The 16,516-nt window shown below is 71.8% G+C and carries 15 protein-coding genes; 13 read left to right on the top strand and 2 right to left on the bottom strand.

The features are described 5' to 3' along the window. The first annotated feature begins 4 nt into the window (after positions 1-4). The 9 genes from E1291_RS16705 to dcsG all read left to right on the top strand — a co-directional run bounded on the left by E1291_RS16705 (position 5) and on the right by dcsG (position 10,156). Entirely contained in the window at positions 5-1,510 is a 1,506-nt protein-coding gene (locus E1291_RS16705; RefSeq protein WP_131738735.1) for a hypothetical protein, read from the top strand. Positions 1,511-1,663: 153 nt separating this feature from the next. Next, positions 1,664-2,722 carry a hypothetical protein gene (locus tag E1291_RS16700; protein WP_131738734.1) on the top strand — a complete coding sequence of 353 codons (1,059 nt, stop codon included), beginning with the start codon at positions 1,664-1,666 and terminating at the stop codon, positions 2,720-2,722. A 997-nt stretch (positions 2,723-3,719) separates the two neighbouring features. Further along, a complete protein-coding gene (locus E1291_RS16695; protein ID WP_131738733.1) occupies positions 3,720-4,469 on the top strand; it encodes a YqcI/YcgG family protein in 750 nt (249 codons plus the stop codon). Positions 4,470-4,524: 55 nt separating this feature from the next. After that, positions 4,525-5,343, top strand: a complete 819-nt coding sequence (locus tag E1291_RS16690) for an arginase family protein (RefSeq protein WP_131738732.1) — start codon at positions 4,525-4,527, stop codon at positions 5,341-5,343. Between the two features lie 51 nt (positions 5,344-5,394). Further along, on the top strand, positions 5,395-6,276 hold the full coding sequence (dapF, locus tag E1291_RS16685) for a diaminopimelate epimerase (protein WP_207400766.1): 882 nt from the start codon (positions 5,395-5,397) through the stop codon (positions 6,274-6,276). Then, positions 6,251-7,225, top strand: coding sequence for a cysteine synthase A (gene cysK / locus E1291_RS16680; RefSeq protein WP_131738731.1), 975 nt, complete (start codon positions 6,251-6,253; stop codon positions 7,223-7,225). The genes dapF and cysK overlap by 26 nt, the downstream gene beginning before the upstream one ends. Positions 7,226-7,298: 73 nt before the next feature. Beyond that, positions 7,299-8,414, top strand: a complete 1,116-nt coding sequence (gene metX / locus E1291_RS16675; RefSeq protein ID WP_131738730.1) for a homoserine O-acetyltransferase MetX — start codon at positions 7,299-7,301, stop codon at positions 8,412-8,414. An 81-nt stretch (positions 8,415-8,495) separates the two neighbouring features. Continuing rightward, the gene (locus E1291_RS16670; protein WP_131738729.1) at positions 8,496-9,242 is read left to right on the top strand and encodes an SDR family oxidoreductase; all 747 of its coding nucleotides are present in this window, start codon (positions 8,496-8,498) and stop codon (positions 9,240-9,242) included. Next, entirely contained in the window at positions 9,236-10,156 is a 921-nt protein-coding gene (gene dcsG / locus E1291_RS16665) for a D-cycloserine synthetase (RefSeq protein WP_131738728.1), read from the top strand. Before E1291_RS16670 ends, dcsG begins: the two co-directional genes overlap by 7 nt. A 23-nt stretch (positions 10,157-10,179) precedes the next feature. On the opposite strand, the gene E1291_RS16660 is transcribed toward dcsG, so the two are convergent. Continuing rightward, on the bottom strand, positions 10,180-11,595 hold the full coding sequence (locus tag E1291_RS16660) for an aminotransferase-like domain-containing protein (RefSeq protein ID WP_131738727.1): 1,416 nt from the start codon (positions 11,593-11,595) through the stop codon (positions 10,180-10,182). Here E1291_RS16660 and E1291_RS16655 point away from each other — a divergent pair. From E1291_RS16655 to E1291_RS16640, 4 genes are all read left to right on the top strand, one after another. Beyond that, positions 11,594-12,547, top strand: a complete 954-nt coding sequence (locus E1291_RS16655) for a DMT family transporter (RefSeq protein WP_131738726.1) — start codon at positions 11,594-11,596, stop codon at positions 12,545-12,547. The two genes, E1291_RS16660 and E1291_RS16655, sit on opposite strands and share 2 nt — an antisense overlap. A 588-nt stretch (positions 12,548-13,135) precedes the next feature. Then, the gene (locus E1291_RS16650; protein WP_131738725.1) at positions 13,136-13,972 is read left to right on the top strand and encodes a geranyl diphosphate 2-C-methyltransferase; all 837 of its coding nucleotides are present in this window, start codon (positions 13,136-13,138) and stop codon (positions 13,970-13,972) included. A 112-nt stretch (positions 13,973-14,084) separates the two neighbouring features. Further along, entirely contained in the window at positions 14,085-15,278 is a 1,194-nt protein-coding gene (locus tag E1291_RS16645) for a family 2 encapsulin nanocompartment cargo protein terpene cyclase (protein WP_131738724.1), read from the top strand. Between the two features lie 289 nt (positions 15,279-15,567). Then, positions 15,568-16,053: a hypothetical protein gene (locus tag E1291_RS16640; protein WP_131738723.1), complete on the top strand. Its 486-nt coding sequence runs from the start codon at positions 15,568-15,570 to the stop codon at positions 16,051-16,053. A 13-nt stretch (positions 16,054-16,066) separates the two neighbouring features. Here E1291_RS16640 and E1291_RS42015 read toward each other — a convergent pair. Continuing rightward, on the bottom strand, positions 16,067-16,516 hold a 450-nt coding region (locus E1291_RS42015), incomplete at its 5' end, for a hypothetical protein (protein WP_370770992.1).

Below are 16,516 nucleotides of genomic sequence, written 5' to 3'. Positions count from 1 at the left end.
GGACATGACCGACAGTGACGTGCTCGGCCCCCTTCTGGACGAGCTGGGCCCCGGCCTGTATCGCGAGAACGCCTTCCGCGTCACCGGGCTCGCGGTGAACGCGAGCGCCCGCGACATCCGCTGGCACGCCGAGCGGCTCCGCGTGACGAGCCGGTTCGAGACGGGGCGGGTCGAGACGGGCACGGCCGCGGAGACCACCCTGTTCGGTCCGGCGCCCGACGCCGCCGAGAGCCGGGAGGCCGCGCAGCGCCTGCGCGATCCCACGCGCCGCCTGCTCGACGAGTTCTTCTGGTTCTGGCCCCTTCAGGAAGGACGGCCCGACGGGGCCGTCACCGCCCTTCGGCGCGGCGACGTGGCCGAGGCCGAACGCGTGTGGAAGGACGCCGGTACGCCGGTGGCCCGGCACAACCTGGCGGTCCTCGCCCATGCCCGCGCGCTCGACGCGTCCGGCGACGCCCCCTGGCGGGAGGTCTTCGAGGCGTGGCGGCACGTCGTCGACGACCACGCGTTCTGGTCGCTGCTGGAGGACCGCGCACGCGCGCTCGCCGACCCGCGCCTCGGCCCCGGCACCGCCGGGCGCCTCCGCGAGGACCTTCCCGAGGCGCTGCTGGGGATCAACGCGCGGCTCGCGGTGACCGCGCTGCGGGACGGCCGCCGCGCCGAGGCCGAGGCCCACATCGGGCACATGGACCGGTCGGGCTTCGACCGGCTCGACGTCGCCGAGGCCCTGCGCCGCGCGGTGGAGCCCGACACGGCCCGGCTCCGGTCGGCCGGCGAGCACGCCGAGCGGACCATCGAGGCCGACCCGTCCCGGGGCGCCGAGGCCGCCGAGCGGTTCCTCGACGGCGCGGCGCCGCTGCTCGACGTCCTGGCGATCGCCCTGCCCGGGGACCATCCGGTGCTGCGCGGCGCCGGGGACGACGTCGCCGTCCGGGCGCTGCGCTGCCTCGTCGTCTACGCCAACCAGACCGACGACTGGGGGCCCGCGGTCCGCCTGATCGAGCGCGCCGTCCCGCTGGCCTCGACGCGGGCCGTGCGCGAACGCCTGGAGCAGAACCTCGCGACCGCCCGCACCAACCTGGCCTACTCGACCTGCTGGTTCTGCAAGGACCGGCCCGCCGACGGCGAGAGCGCCTTCGAGCAGAAGCTCTACGGCAACGTCCAGCACTCCATGGGCCGGGTGACCTGGCAGGTCCTGACGGTCAGGGTCCCCCGCTGCGACCCCTGCGGGTCCTCGCACCGGACGCGGCGGCTGAAGGCCGTCGGCGCCGCCGCCGGGACGACCGCCGCGGGCGCCCTCATCGGCATCGGCCTCATCGGGCTCCAGATGGTCCTGCTCGGCTGGCTCGTCCTCGTCGGCGCCCTCATCGCCGCCGGGGTCACCCTGACGCGCGGTACCACCCCCCTGTCGTCGAGGGAGACCGGCGACCTGGGGGAATTCACTCCCATCCGGGACCGCCTGAAATCCGGGGTGTGGTTCCTCGGCGCCCAGCCCCCCGGCGTCAACTGACGTCCCATATCAAGGAAAGGTGACGCTCAGAGATCACGTCGGATCTCTGTGCATTGTTCGCCGGCATAGGCGACCCATAATCAGTCCCACCATTCGGTGTGTCGTTGCTATGCTGCGCGAGATCGCATTGCAATCGACACAAGAAGGGATGAAGTGAACGCCAAAGTTCGCATCGGCGCCGTCGGCGCCATGGCCGTCGTGACGGCCCTTTCGGTCACCGTGCCCGCCCATGCCGCTCCGGGGTGGCGCGTCACGGCCACGCCGGACAAGGAGTCCGGGCTCCGAGGCCTGGCGGCCGTCGACGCCAAGCACGCCTGGGCCGCCGGCTACCAGGTCGTCAATGACCGGGCGGTGCCCGTCGTGCGAAGCTGGAATGGGAAGACATGGACGAAGATGTCGCTCCCGTCCTCGGTCAAGGGCGCCTACCTCGGAAGTGTGAGCGCCTCCTCTAGCACCAATGTCTGGGTCAGCGGATCCAACGGCCGGTCCAAGCAGTACTGGCTGCGCTGGAACGGCAAGTCCTGGGCGGTCGTCACCTCCGACCAGCCGAAGAACAGTGAGCCGAACGCGCCGAAGCTCCTCGCGATCGGCACCGGCGACGTCTGGTCGTTCGGTCTCGCCGGCGGCGGGCCGTTCACCGGCGACGTGCGGCACTACGACGGCCGCAAGTGGAGCAAGGTCAAGACCCCCGGCTACATCGCGGGAGCCAGCGCCGTTTCGGGCAAGGAGATCTGGGCGACCGGCTGGATCAACGGCCCGGGCGGGCCCGTCCCCTCGGTGCTGCGCTGGGACGGCAAGACCTGGAAGAAGCAGGCCGAGCCCCTGGGAGCCGACGCCCGCGGGGGCATCGAGGGCGTGCTGGCGCTCAACGGCAAGAACGTGTGGGCGTCCGGTGCGGACTCCGCCGGGCGCGGCGTCCTGCTGCACTGGAACGGCAAGACCTGGTCCAAGACGTCCGCCCCGGTCAACGCGCGCCTGAGGGAACTCGTCTCCGACGGTGACGGCGGCCTGTGGACGGTCGCGGGGCGCACCTTCCTCCACTACAAGTCGGGCAAGTGGACGAGCGTCGCCGTCCCGGGCAAGAGCGGACTCCAGTCGGACGTCAGCGCGCTGGCCCGCATCCCCAAGACCACGTCCGTCTGGGGCGCCGGCGCCCTGGTGAACTCGGACGCGGTCGACAAGAGCAGCGTCCTCCTCAAATACGGCGCGTAGACGCGCCACCGATCATCCCGCCGGCCGCGCACCCGAACCTGGTGCGCGGCCGGCTTCGTCGGTCCCCCGCCGCCCCGGCGCATGCGGCCGGACCCGGACACGGCCCGCCCGGCGCTCGGCTCGCCGCCGCCCGATCGCGTCGTGGTCACCGACCGACGCGGACTCCGGCCGCCAATTCCGGAGCGTCCGATGTCCGCCGCGTCGCGGCCGGGCCGTCCGGGCGATCCCGTGGTGACGCCGCCCACCAGGGGCGGCCGGGTTACGGACGATCCGAGTCGGCTTTCCGGATTCCGAAAGCCGGAGGGCATCACGGCCGAACTCTCCGACCGAAATCCCTGTCAGGGCGCATTCCGTGATCTGGTCAAGCAGATGAACAGGGCATGCCCATAACGATCACAGCACTTGGCGTCCCGAGGAAGCGGCCCCCCAGTAGCGGAGCGACGAGGCCGGAGCAGGAGCCGCCCACGCCGCGATGACGCGATCCCGTTCCGGTAGATCTCGATCACGTCTTTTCTCCAGCTGAGAGGGCAGCCAGGCCCGGCGAGATCGCGACTTGCGGCTCGCTCCTGTGGACGATAGCGCTACCTGACTATTGAGCTGAGGTGGCCCTCTACTGAGTAGCGGACGGGGATCTGGATCTCGCGCGACAACCCCCAACAGAGCCCAGCAGATGCCCCCAAAGCACCAGAAAGGACCTATTAACTATTAGATAGGACTTGACTGACTCGTGATGGACGCGGCAAGCTGGCCAACGGCTCCCAGGGGTCATGAAACGGAGCTCGGCCATCGAGGGGAGACCCGACACGGCCGGCGAAGTACCCGCGTCGATCACGCTACGCCATTGTCTCGGCTCATTACTCCTGGCCGCACACCGCCCCGCGGCCAGTGGATTCTACGTTTCGCCGCCAACAGGCCCGGGGTGTCCTTCTCGTGCACGAGGAGCACCTTGCGGCGCACGCGACACATGGACCCGAACGCGAGAAGTGGATGTCCAACGATGAACAGGCCACTGAAAAGCGCGAAATTACTTTCTCAGGCACAGTTGAGCGAGGACGACTCGAGCTGGCATCGCGCCGCCTATGACGACATCGCGACCCGACTACTGGACCCCGGTTTTCCGTGCATCTTCTCCAGAAACGCGTTCCGTAAGCGCATACTGAAACTGATCTTCGTTGAGAACGTGGAGCGCGACGGCATCGCGCACCTGGCGGAGGGCCTGACCGAGTACGTTGAATTGTCCAACGAATGGGACGGCCGGCTGGACAGCGCCTATCCGCTGCTCGTGGCGTTCTCCCAGGACGCCGTGGACGCCGGATCCGTGCGGGAGTACCACGCCTTCGGCTGGAAGGTGCTGCAGAAACTCCACGAGGTCGACCCCGCGCCCTGGCCGGAGGACGTCGCCAAAGACCCCGAGTCCGAGTCCTGGTCCATGACCTTCAACGGGATGCCGCTGTTCTGCAACATGAGCAACCCCGCCCATCAGGTGCGCCGAAGCCGCAATCTCGGTGGGCATTTCATTCTGGTCATCAATCCGCGCGAGCGGTTCGACGTCTTCGCCGGGGACACGCCGAGCGGCCGCAAGGTCCGCTCGAACATCCGCGGCCGCGTCGACCGCTACGACGGCGCCCCGCGCTCCCCCGCGCTGGGCACCTACGGGGTCGGCGCGCTCGAATGGCGCCAGTACGGGCTGTCGGAGGACAACACCGAGCGCACCGACGGATGCCCCTTCAGGTTCCGGTCCCCCTAGCCGGGACCGTTCCGCATTCCCCGACCGCAGAACGAACAGGAAAGGGTGGCGATCCTTGATCGACCTCATCGTCTCTCAGGGCCGCGTGGCCGACCGGGCGGCGCGGATGATCGAAGGCGCCGCGCGCATCGCGCGGGCGCTGGAACAGCGCTACGAGGTGAAGGCGAACTACATCGGGAGTCCCGAGCCGGCCGTCGACGACGACTGGAGCGTCAGCCTTCCCCAGGCCCGGGAGACGCTCGACGGACTGGAGCGCGCCATCACCGCGAGCTTCGGCGGCGGAGGCACCCCGGTGATGGTCGCCAACACCTGTTCGGCGAGCATCGCCACGCTGCCGGTCGTGGCGCGCGAGCACCCGGACGCCGTGGTGCTCTACATCGACGCGCACGGCGACTTCAACACCCCGGCCACGACCGGCTCGGGCTACCTCGGGGGCATGGTGCTCTCGGCGGCGTGCGGGCTCTGGGACAGCGGTCACGGCGCCGGGCTGCGGCCCGAGCAGGCCGTCCTCGTCGGGGCGCGGGACATCGACGAGGCCGAGCGCGAGCTCGTGCGGACGGCCGGCGTGCGGGTCATCCCCCCGAGGGAGGCGACGCCCGAGAACGTCCTGGCCGCCGTCGGCGACGCGCGCGTGTGGGTGCACATCGACTGGGACGTCCTCGAACCCGGGTCCGTGCCGGCCGACTACACCGTCCCGGACGGCGTGTACCCGGCGCAGATCCGGGCGATCTTCGAGGCGATCCCGGCGGAGCGGCTCGTCGGGGTCGAGGTGGCGGAGTTCAACGCCCCGGCCGACGAGGAGAGCAGCGCGGCGGCCGTGTCCGTGATCCTCGACATGATCGCGCCCGTCTTCGAGCCCGCGCGGGCGGCCTAGCGCGGCTTCCGCAGGGCCTCGGTTCCGACTGCGACAGGCGGCGGCTTCCAGATGACGACGACACCGGGCAGGACCTCGGCGGTCCTGCATTTCAGCAAGATGCACGGCGCGGGCAACGACTTCGTGGTGCTCGACCTGCGGCACGCGCCCGAGCCCGCTCCGGCGGTGTGCCGGGCCCTGGCCGACCGCCACACCGGGGTCGGCTGCGACCTGATCCTCGGCGTCAAGGCCCCGCGCACCGCGGCGGCCGTCGCGTCCTACGTCATCTGGACGGCCGAGGGGGCGCCCTCGCAGCAGTGCGGGAACGGCGCGCGGTGCGTGGCCGCCTGGGTGCTGCGCGCGGGCCTGGCGCGGGGACCCCGCTTCGCGCTCGACAGCCCGCTCGCCACGCACGCGGTGGACGTGCTGGACGAGTCGTCCTTCCGGATCGCCATGGGCGTGCCGCGGTTCGGGCCGGAGCAGATCCCCGTGTCCGGGTTCGACGGCGAACGGGACCTGTACGAGGCCGACCTCGGCGGCGGGCTGCGCCCGCGGTTCGCCGCCGTGTCCATGGGCAACCCGCACGCGGTGATCGAGGTCGACGACGTCGACGCGGCCCCGGTGGCGCGGGTCGGCCTGGCCCTGCAGAACTCGCGTGTGCTCCCGCCGACGGTCAACGTCGGCTTCGCCGAGGTGGCCGCGCGCGACCGCGTCCGCCTGCGCGTCTACGAGTACGGCGCCGGCGAGACCCTGGCCTGCGGCAGCGGCGCGTGCGCCGCCGCCGCGGTCCTGATCCGGCGAGGACGCGTCGACCGTCTCGTCCATGTGGCCCAGTCCGGCGGCGAGCTGCACATCGGCTGGCCGGACGCCGCCGCGGAAATCTCCCTGACCGGCCCCGCCGCGTTCACCTACGAAGGGCAATTCCCCCATGGCTATCTACAACAGCATCCTTGAGACCGTCGGCAGCACGCCCATCGTCAGGCTGAACCGGCTCGCGCCCGAGCACGTCACGGTCTACGTCAAGGTGGAGGCGTTCAACCCGGGCGGCTCGGTCAAGGACCGTCTCGCGTACTCCGTCGTCCTCGACGCCGAGAGAAGGGGGGAGCTGAAGCCCGGGGACACGATCGTGGAGTGCACCTCGGGCAACGTCGGCATCGCGCTGGCGATGGTGGCCGCGGCGCGCGGCTACCGGTTCGTCGCGGTCATGGGCGACACCTACTCGGTGGAGCGGCGCAAGCTGATCCGCGCCTACGGCGGGAAGGTCATCCTCTTCCCCGGCGTCGAGGGCACCAGCAGCGGGAACCGCCGGGCGGACGAGCTGGCCGAGAAGCACGGCTGGTGGCGCGCCCGGCAGTTCCAGAACCCGGCCAACCCCGCCTACCACCGCGAGACGACGGCGTCGGAGATCCTCGCCGACTTCGCCGGGAGGCGGCTCGACTACTTCGTCACCGGCGTGGGCACCAGCGGCACCCTCACCGGCGTCGGCCAGATGCTGAAGCTCGCCCGGCCCGAGGTGCGGATCATCGTCACCGAGGCGGAGAACGCCGCCGTGCTGGCCGGCCGGGAGTGGCACGTGCACCCGTTCCAGGGCTGGACCCCCAACTTCGTGCCGGAACTGCTGGACAAGGGCGTCATCGACGAGCTCCAGACCATCGACGAGACGTCCGGGCTCGACGTCGCGCGGCGTCTCGCGACCGAAGAGGGGATCTTCACCGGCGCCTCCTCCGGCGGGACCCTGGCGACCGCGCTGCGCGTCGCCGAGTCGGCGCCCGAGGGATCGGTCCTGCTGGCGATGCTGCCCGACACCGGCGAACGCTACCTGTCCACCTCGCTGTACGAGGGGGTGAACCAGGGATCGGACGACGAATGGCTCGCCTCGCTCGACGCCGACCCCGGGGCCTGAGCCCCCAAGCCGACGTGCGGTCGGGTGCCGCCGCAGTCCGAGTGAGAGGCCATCGCACGATGGGAACGCGCGCATGAGGGAGTTCATCCCCCCGGCGACCCGCTTCGTCGACCTGCCCGCCGGCTTCGCGATGAGGCACGGCGGCGTGCTCGACGGCGCGCGCATCGCCTACGAGACCTACGGCCGGCCGAACGCGGCGCGCGACAACGCCGTCCTGATCCTCACCGGTCTCTCGGCGGACGCGCACGCCGCGTCGCACGCCGGGAACCCCTCCCCCGGCTGGTGGGAGGCCATGGTGGGGCCGGGCGGGCCCATCGACACCGATCGCTGGCACGTGATCTGCGTGAACTCCCTGGGCAGCTGCAAGGGGTCGAGCGGGCCGGCGTCGATCGACCCGGCCACGGGCGAGCCCTACCGGCTGGACTTCCCCGAGGTGGCGATCGAGGACATCGCGGACGCGGCGGCGCTCACCGTGCGCGCGCTGGGCATCGAACGCCTCGCGTGCGTCATCGGCGTCTCCATGGGCGGGATGAGCGCGCTGGCGCTGCTGGCCCGTCACCCCGAACTGGCGCTCAGCCACATCAACATCTCCGCGGCGGCGCGCGCTCTGCCGTTCTCGATCGCGGTCCGGTCCCTGCAGCGCGAGGCGATCAGGTCCGACCCGCTGTGGAACCGGGGCCGCTACGACGAGGAGCGCTTTCCGCGGCGCGGCATGCTCACCGCCCGCAAGCTCGGCACGATCACCTACCGGTCGGCCCAGGAATGGGAGGGGCGGTTCGGCCGGACGCCGGCGAGGCCGGACGGACGCGCGGAATCCGGGCAGTTCGGCATCGAGTTCGAGGTGGAGAACTACCTGGAATTTCACGCGCAGCGTTTCCTGCACCGTTTCGACCCCAACAGCTACCTCTATCTCAGCCGGAGCATAGACCGATTCGACCTCGCCGGCTCCCATGACGGGAACGCCGTGGAGGCGCTGTCCCGGCTGCGCGTGGAGAAGGCGCTGGTGATGGGCGTTCAGACCGACATCCTGTTCCCGCTGAAACAGCAGCAGCAGATCGCCGAGGGCCTGAGCGCCGGTGGCGCGGACGTCCAGTTCCTGGCCCTGGAGTCGCCGCAGGGGCACGACGCCTTCCTCGTCGACACCGGCCGTTTCGGGCCCCCGGTGGCGAAGTTCCTGTCCGTCGGCTGACGGAGGCCACCGGCGCCCGCGTGTTCAGGAGGAGACCGGTGACCGCACGTTCCCCCCGTTCTTCGAGAGAGGAAGTCAGTTTTGCCCGAACAACCGTCCCGGGTGGCCCTCGTCACCGGCGCCAACCGGGGAATCGGCTTCGAGATCGTCCGCGGGCTCGCCGGGAACGGCGTCCACGTCCTGCTCACGGGCCGTGACCGGGCGGCGGCCGAGGCTGCCACGGCGAACCTGCGCGCCACCGGCCTCGACGTCGAGCCCCTCGTCCTCGACATCACGAAGCCGGACAGCGTCTCGGCCGCCGCCGCCGAGGTCGAGAACAGGTACGGACGCCTCGACATCCTCGTCAACAACGCGGGCATCCGCGTCGAGGAGTACGGCAAAGCGCCGTCGGAGCAACCGCTGCGGCAATGGCGCGAGACCTTCGAGACGAACGTCTTCGGAATGGTCGAGCTGACCAAGGCCCTGCTGCCGTTGATCCGCAGATCCGAGGCGGGGCGCATCGTCAACGTCTCCAGCATGCTCGCCTCACTGGGCACGCACAGCGATCCGGACTCCTACATCTACAACGACAAGTTCAAATCACTCCCGGCCTACAGCGCGTCCAAGAGCGCCATCAATTCCTGGACCGTGCACCTGGCCTACGAACTGCGCGGAACACCGATCAAGGTGAACTCGGTCCACCCCGGCTACACCAAGACGGACATGAACGAGGGAGACGGCGACCAGGACGTCGCGAAGGGCGCCGAGACGAGCGTCATGATGGCCCTGATCGGTGACGACGGCCCCAGCGGCGTCTACGTGCACCTGGGCGAGGTCCTGCCATGGTGATCCGCCCCGTCCGTCCCGTCGCCCTGGTCACCGACGAGGAGAGCCTCCCCATCGACTGGGACATGCCGCTCCTGCTCAAGGCCTGCGAGGTCATCGGCCTCAAGACCGACGTGCGCTCCTGGGAGGACGCCGACGTCGACTGGTCGCGGTACAGCGCCGTCCTGCTGCGTTCCCCCTGGACCTATGTGGAGCGCCTGCCGGACTTCCTGGACTGGTGCGGCCGCATCACCGCCCACACGCTCCTGCTCAATCCGCTCTCGGTGGTGCGGTGGAGCCTGGACAAGCGTTATCTGGCCGACCTCGCCGCGCATGGCGTGCCGGTCGTCCCGACGGCGTTCGTGGAGCCCGGCGAGGATCCGTCACGGGCCGTCCGGGAGTTCCTCGCGGCGCACCCTCGCTCTGAGGAGATCGTGGTGAAGCCCACGGTCGGCGCGTACTCGAAGAACGTGCAGCGGTTCGCGCGGTCGCGGGAGGCGGAGGCGGCCGGGCACGTCGCCCGGCTGCACGAGGACGGCGCCGTCCTGATGCAGCCCTATCTCCCCTCGGTGGACCGCCACGGCGAGACCGACCTGATCTACTTCGACGGCGCCTACAGTCACGCCATCCGCAAGAGCGCCATGCTGATGGCGGATGGAACGGTCAACGTGCCCACGCTCGAAAGCCGCCGGGCGCGGGACGCCGGTGCGGACGAACGCGCCGTCGCCTCGGCCGTGCTCGACGCCGCCGCGTCCCACCTCGGTCTCGACCGGCCGCTGCTCTACGGGCGCGTCGACCTGATCCGGGGCGAGGACGGGGCGCCGATGGTCCTGGAGGCGGAGCTGTGCGAGCCCTCGCTGAGCCTGCCCTTCGCCGAGGAGGGCGCCCTGCGCTTCGCCGAGGCCCTGGCCAAGAGGCTGGAGTGGCGAAGCGGCTGACCGGATGAGGCACCGCGCCGCCGCTACCGGACGTTCTGGCGTGCGAGCTCCTCCCCGATGACGCGCGCGCCGTCGGGGAAGGCGCCGGGATTGGGGCCGGAGTAGTTGAGCCGGAGATAGGCGGCCGTCGGCTCGGCGGGGAACCATTCGTTCCCCGCCGCGACGACCACGCCGGCGTTCTCGCAGTCGCGGACCAGCCGCGCCACATCGGTGGCGTCCGGCAGCCGCACCCAGAGGTTCAGCCCGCCCTGCGGCACGACTTCGAGGCGCGCCGCGGGGACGTGCTCGCGGAGCGCCTCGATCAGCAGGTCGCGGCGGGCGGCGAGCTGCTGCCGGACGCTGCGCAGATGGGTGCGCCAGACCGGCTGGGTGACGACGTCGAGCGCGACGGCCTGCAGCAGCCCGCTGACGTACATGGACTCGGCCTGCGCGTCGACGAGGATGCGCTCGCGGGCGGGCCCGCGGGCGATGATCCCGGCGATGCGGACGGCGGGGGACACGCTCTTGGTCAGGGAGCGCAGGTGGACGACGTGCCCGCCGTCGTCGCGGGCCGCCAGCGGGACGGGGTCGGCGCGGATGCCGAAGTCGTGCGCCCAGTCGTCCTCGACCAGGAACGCGCCGTGCCTGCGCACGACGTCCAGGACCCGGTCGGCCAGATCCGGCGACCACTGCGCGCCGGTCGGGTTCGCGAAGTTGGGCTGGGCGTAGAACGCGCGCGCGCCGGTCCGCTCGAACGCGCGCGCCAGTTCGTCCGGGTCGGGGCCCCGGCACCCGCTGGGGACCGGGATCCCCTGGACGCCCACCTGCGCGGCGGCGAGGATCGCGCCCCAGTAGGTCGGGGACTCCATCAGCAGCGAGCGGCCGGCGCCGACGAGGGAGCGGAAGACCGTGCTGAGCCCGCTCTGGCTGCCGGGCAGGATGACGGCGTCGCTCGGCGTCGGCGGCGCGACGCCCACCTGCGTCACGGCACCGAGCTCGGCCGCGAACCACGCCTGGAGCTCCGGCAGCCCCGCCGCCGGGGGACGGTTCACGGCGGCGTCGCCGCGCGCCGCCCGCACGAACGCCGCCTTGACCAGACGCTCGGGTAGCAGTTCCCTGTCCGGGTAACCCGAGTGGAGTGCGATCACATCGTTCTGGACGGTCCGCAACGCGGTCGACAGCGGCGGGATGCGCTTTTGGGGCGATCCCAGTGCCGCGGTCTGCCATCCATATTCGCTCGGCCGGGCCAGGCGTACCGTGCGGACGAAGGTCCCCACCCCGGGCCTGGTCTCCACCATCCCCTGCGCCACCAGGGTCCGCAGCGCCTTCTGCACCGTGACCGGGCTCGCCCCGTACTGGGCGACCAGAGCCCGTGTGGACGGCAGCCTCGTCCCCGGGGCGACGGCGGCGATCCACTCCCGGAGATCCTTCACAATGCGGGAACTGCTATCATCTTTCATGGTACACAATAGTAGCGCTACCGTCATTGAGAGACCAGCGCTATCCCCGTCGCGGGCGGGCCTCTGGTGGGGCCTGCTCGGGGTCGCGGCGTTCTCCTTCACCGTTCCGTTCACCCGCGTCGCCGTCGAGGACGACGGGATGTCGCCGCTGTTCGTCGGCTGCGGCCGCGCGGTCGTCGCCGCGGTCCTCGCCGCCGTCGCGCTGCTGGCCACGCGGCAGTCGCTCCCCCGCGGCGTCCAGTGGGCGCGCCTGGCGGTCGTCGCCGGCGGCGTGGTCGTGGGCTTCCCCGTGCTCACCTCCTTCGCGCTCACCACCGCGCCGGCCGGCCACAGCGCGGTCGTGATCGCCCTGCTGCCCGCCGCGACGGCGGTCATGGCCGTGCTCCGCGGGCACGAGCGGCCCCCGGCGCGGTTCTGGCTCATGGCCGCCGTGGGCGCGATCGCCGCCGTCGTGTTCGCCGCGCTCCAAGGCGGCGGGCTCAGCGGGCTGGAGTGGTCCGACCTCCTGCTGCTCGGCGCCGTCCTCGCGGCGGCGATCGGCTACGCGGAGGGCGGGCTCCTGTCCCGCGAGCTCGGCGCCTGGCAGACGGTCTCCTGGGCGCTCGTGCTCTCCGCGCCGGTGATGGCCGTCCTCACCGGCGTCTCGATGGCCCGGCACGTCCCGGACGGCGGCGCGACCAGGTGGGCCGCGTTCGCCTACCTGGCCGTCGTGAGCATGTTCCTCGCCTTCTTCGCCTGGTACCGGGGGCTCGCGATCGGCCCGATCGCCCAGGTCGGCCAGGTTCAGCTCGTCCAGCCCGTGATGACCATCGCCTGGGCGGCGCTGCTCCTGAACGAGCACCTCACCTGGCCCACCGTCCTCGGCGGCGTCGCGGTGATCGCCTGCGCCGGCACCGCCGTCCGGGCGCGGCTGGGAGAGTCCGGCCGCGCCCGCGCGGGCGACCCGGAGTGAGACCCGGCGGGCCCGCACCGGCGGCGGGCCCGTCACAGACGGATAAAACACCCAAATCGAAATTATCTTATTTTCTCCCCATATAGAGGGTATTTGGCGCCCGTAACGGCGGCTATCCGAGGCGTGACAACCTCGTTTACAGGACGTTCGGCTTATGTGGCGGAAGTCCTCCTTTCCGCCTCCGGAATCGAGCCATTAGCGTGCAGTCCGTAACTCCACGTGACCATTGCGCGACCGCTCACGCGAGGAGGCATCGCCCCCGGTCCCGGCGGGGCGGCCCGGTCTTCGGGATCGGCCGCCGCGCGCCGGAAACGGCCCGTACAGCCCGATCGCCCCGCAACGGGACGGTCCCCCAGAGGGGAGCCCTTCGTGAGCAGCGAGGACAGCGCCGGGCCCCGGGCTGGACGGAGCGGACCGGCCGCCCGTCCCCAGGGCGCGTTACCCGGCCCGCGGGCGGCGCGGCGTCGCGCCGGCGCCCCGTCGAGGGCCTCGCAGCGGGCCCCGCCGCGCGGACCCGGCACCGTCATTTTCCTGGCGAACACCGCCGCGTCCGGCAGACGAAGATTCCCGCGGTTCAGAGGAGCAGCCATGACCATCACCAGCGACTACCAGAACGACGTCGCCAACTACTGGAACGCCGAGCGCAACCCGGTCAACCTGCGGCTGGGGGACGTGACGGGGATCTACCACCACCACTACGGCATCGGTGAGGTCGACTGGTCCGTGCTCGAGGCGGCCGACGACGCCGCGCGCGAGGAGGCGATCATCGCCGAGCTGCATCGGCTGGAGAACGCCCAGGCCCGCCTGCTGCTCGGCCACCTCGGCGAGATCCGGCCCGAGCACCGCCTGCTGGACGCCGGCTCCGGCCGGGGCGGCTCCAGCATCATGGCCAACTCCGCCTTCGGCTGCCGGGTCGACGGCGTCTCCATCTCGCAGGCCCAGGTGGACTTCGCCAACCGGCAGGCGGCCGAGCGCGGCGTGGCCGACAAGGTCCGGTTCCACTTCAAGAACATGCTGGAAACCGGCTTTGAGCCCGGTGCCTTCCAGGCCATCTGGAACAACGAGTCGACGATGTACGTGGTGCTCGACGACCTCTTCGCGGCGCACTCCCGGCTGCTGGCGCGCGGCGGCCGATACGTCACCATCACCGGTTGCTACAACGACGTGTACGGGCTGCCGTCCAAGGCCGTCTCGCTCATCAACGCCCATTACGTGTGCGACATCCACCCGCGCAGCGCCTACTTCCGGGCGATGGCGGCCAACCGGCTCGTCCCCGTCAGCGTCGTCGACCTGACCGCCGACACCATCCCCTACTGGGAACTGCGCCGCAACGCCTCGATCGCCACCGGCATCGAGGACACCTTCCTCGACGCCTACCGCGACGGAAGCTTCCAGTACCTGCTGATCGCCGCCGACCGGGTCTGACCCCGCGCGGCCAGGACGTGCGGGCACGGCGGCGCGGCCGCCGGGCGCCGATCCGACATCGCCCGAACCGACCTCCCAGACCGGCCCCGGCCGGAGACAGGTGAACCGATCCATGCGCCCGTCACACCACCAGCCGTGCCAGGCCCCCGCCCCCACCCGGCTCACCGACGCCTCGTCCCCGCGTCCGTCCGGGCTGGGGACGGCCGCGGCGCTGCTGCCCGCGCTCCTGGCCGCCGCGCGCCCCAGCGGCGACACGATCGGCACGCCGGCCGCCAGGCTGCCGGCCGGTCCCGTCCGCGGTCCCTCCCTCTACGCCGAACGGCCGTGGGGCGACGGCTCGGCCCCGCCGCTGTACTGCCCGGCCCCCGAACGCGTCGACGAGACCCTCTCCGCCGAAGTGGAGGCCCGGCTCGCCTCGTGGGCCCGCGACATGGGGTTCCAGGACCACGAGATCGACGCCCTGGGCGGGGCCCGGTTCGGGCACCTGGTGACCCTCGCCCATCCCGACACCGACGACCCCGACGCCCTGCTCATCGCGGCGCAGCTCAACGCCGCCTGGTGGGCCGCCGACGACTACTACGCCGACGACACCGCGCTGGGCGCCGTGCCCGCCCAACTCCCGCCGCGGCTCGCCCTGGCGATGGCGGCCATGGACCCGGTACCGGCCGTGGGGTCCTTCACCCCGCCGCTGGAGCGGACGCTGCGCGACGACCTCGTCCTACGGATGCTCGACTCCGCGGTCGGGCACATGCGCCGGCACAGTACGCCCGCCCAGGTCCAGCGGGTCTGCTACTCGACGTTCGCGATGTTCGTGAGCTGGACCGCCTACGCGGCCTGGCGCGAGACCGGCGTCCACCCGCCCGCCTGGCAGTACCTGGCGACGCGCCAGCACGACACCTTCTACACCTCCATGACCCTGATCGACATCGTCGGCGGCTACGAGGTGCCGGCCAACCTCTACTACGAGCCGGACGTCCGCCGCGCCGCCTTCCAGGCGGGCACCGCGAGCGTGATCGTCAACGACCTGCTCTCGGTGGCCAAGGACGCCGCCGACGAGAAGCCGGTCTGCAACCTGGTCCTGCTGATCGCCGCCGACCGGGACTGCTCGGTCGGCGAGGCCACCGAGATCGCCGTCGGCGTGCACAACGACCTCGTCCGCGACTTCGAGGCCGCCCACCGCGACCTCGCCGCCGTGCCGTCGCCCGAGCTCCAGCGGTTCCTGCGCGGGCTCCGGGCCTGGATGGGCGGTGGGTTCGAATGGCACACGACGAGCCCGCGCTACGCCACCTCACCGGAGGACCGTTGACCGCTCCCCCGGCGGGCCCGGGAGTCCGCCGGGCCGATGACCGGCGGCCATTCCCCAATTCGGTGTGAACGGCGAAAGGTGATCATCTGGAAGGCGCCCGCGCGATGTATCCCGGTCCCCTTCCCACCGGTTCCGCTGGCATTCGAGGGGCGGCGATGCGACCATTGAACCGCGTTTTCCCTCAAGGGCATCCCGGCCGTGGCGTCGATCGCCGTCCCCGGCCACCTCTTTCGTCCGGAGAGAGCCCGCCCGAAAGGCGGCGGGCCGTCGGCAGGAAGGGACACCCCGCATGGCCTTCGTCGTCGAGAAGGAACAGCGGACCACGCTCTCCCACCGGATCAACGCCGTCGGCCGCCCCTCCTCGCGCGACACCGTCACCTGGGACTACGAGGGCCGGGCCTGGCTGGTGGAACGGCCCGACGACGGGAGCCCCGCGGTCCGCCGGTCCGTCCGCTGCCCGGTGTGCGAGAAGGCGCTGAACTACACCGTCCACAGCGTCGCGGCCACCCGTGCCAGGCGGACGCGCCGATGGGCGTGGGCCGTCTCCGGTTTCGTCGCCGCCGCCGTCGCGCTGCCCGGCCACCTCGTCCTCAGCGGCGGCCCCCTGCGGCTGGCCATCGCCCTCGCGGTCACCGCGGCCGGGGTCGTCGTCGGATATCTCAGCGCCTACGTCGCCGCGCGCGAGACCGGTTTCACCGGGCACGGCGCCGGCTGGCCCGTCGTCCCCAAACACCTGGTGGCCCTGCCCCATCTCGACCCCTCGGCCCCGCCGTGACCCAGCGGCACGGTCAGGTGATCGGCATGGTCACGGCCAGCGGCCAGGCCAGCGCGACCCCGCCCACCAGGGCCGTCAGCCACACCGGCGCCCGCAGCGCCCGCAGCGCCGCCGCCTGGACGCCCTGCCACAGCAGCAGCGCCGCGAGCAGCGGCGCCACCAGCAGCACGAACGGCGGCACCGCACCGGCCGGCACCGCGACGAGCAGCCCGGCGAGCGCGCCCGCCGCCGTCCAGGCATGGATCAGCGCCGCGGCACGGCGGCCGTGCCCGGCGCACCACGCCTCGACCCCGCCGAAGAACACCGCGCCGCACGCCGTGAGCGGGACGAGCGCCCAGCCGCGCGGCCCGGTGGGAACGGCGTGCGCCCAGCCCAGGTGCGCGGGGACGGCGAACGATGCCACGGTCACCGCCACCAGGACCACGGCCGCGCCGGCGGTCCGCGCCCGTGGCCGCGCGCCGTC

This window comes from Actinomadura roseirufa, assembly GCF_900659635.1.
Lineage (GTDB): Bacteria > Actinomycetota > Actinomycetes > Streptosporangiales > Streptosporangiaceae > Spirillospora > Spirillospora roseirufa.
This window is presented reverse-complemented; position numbering and strand designations above follow the sequence as displayed.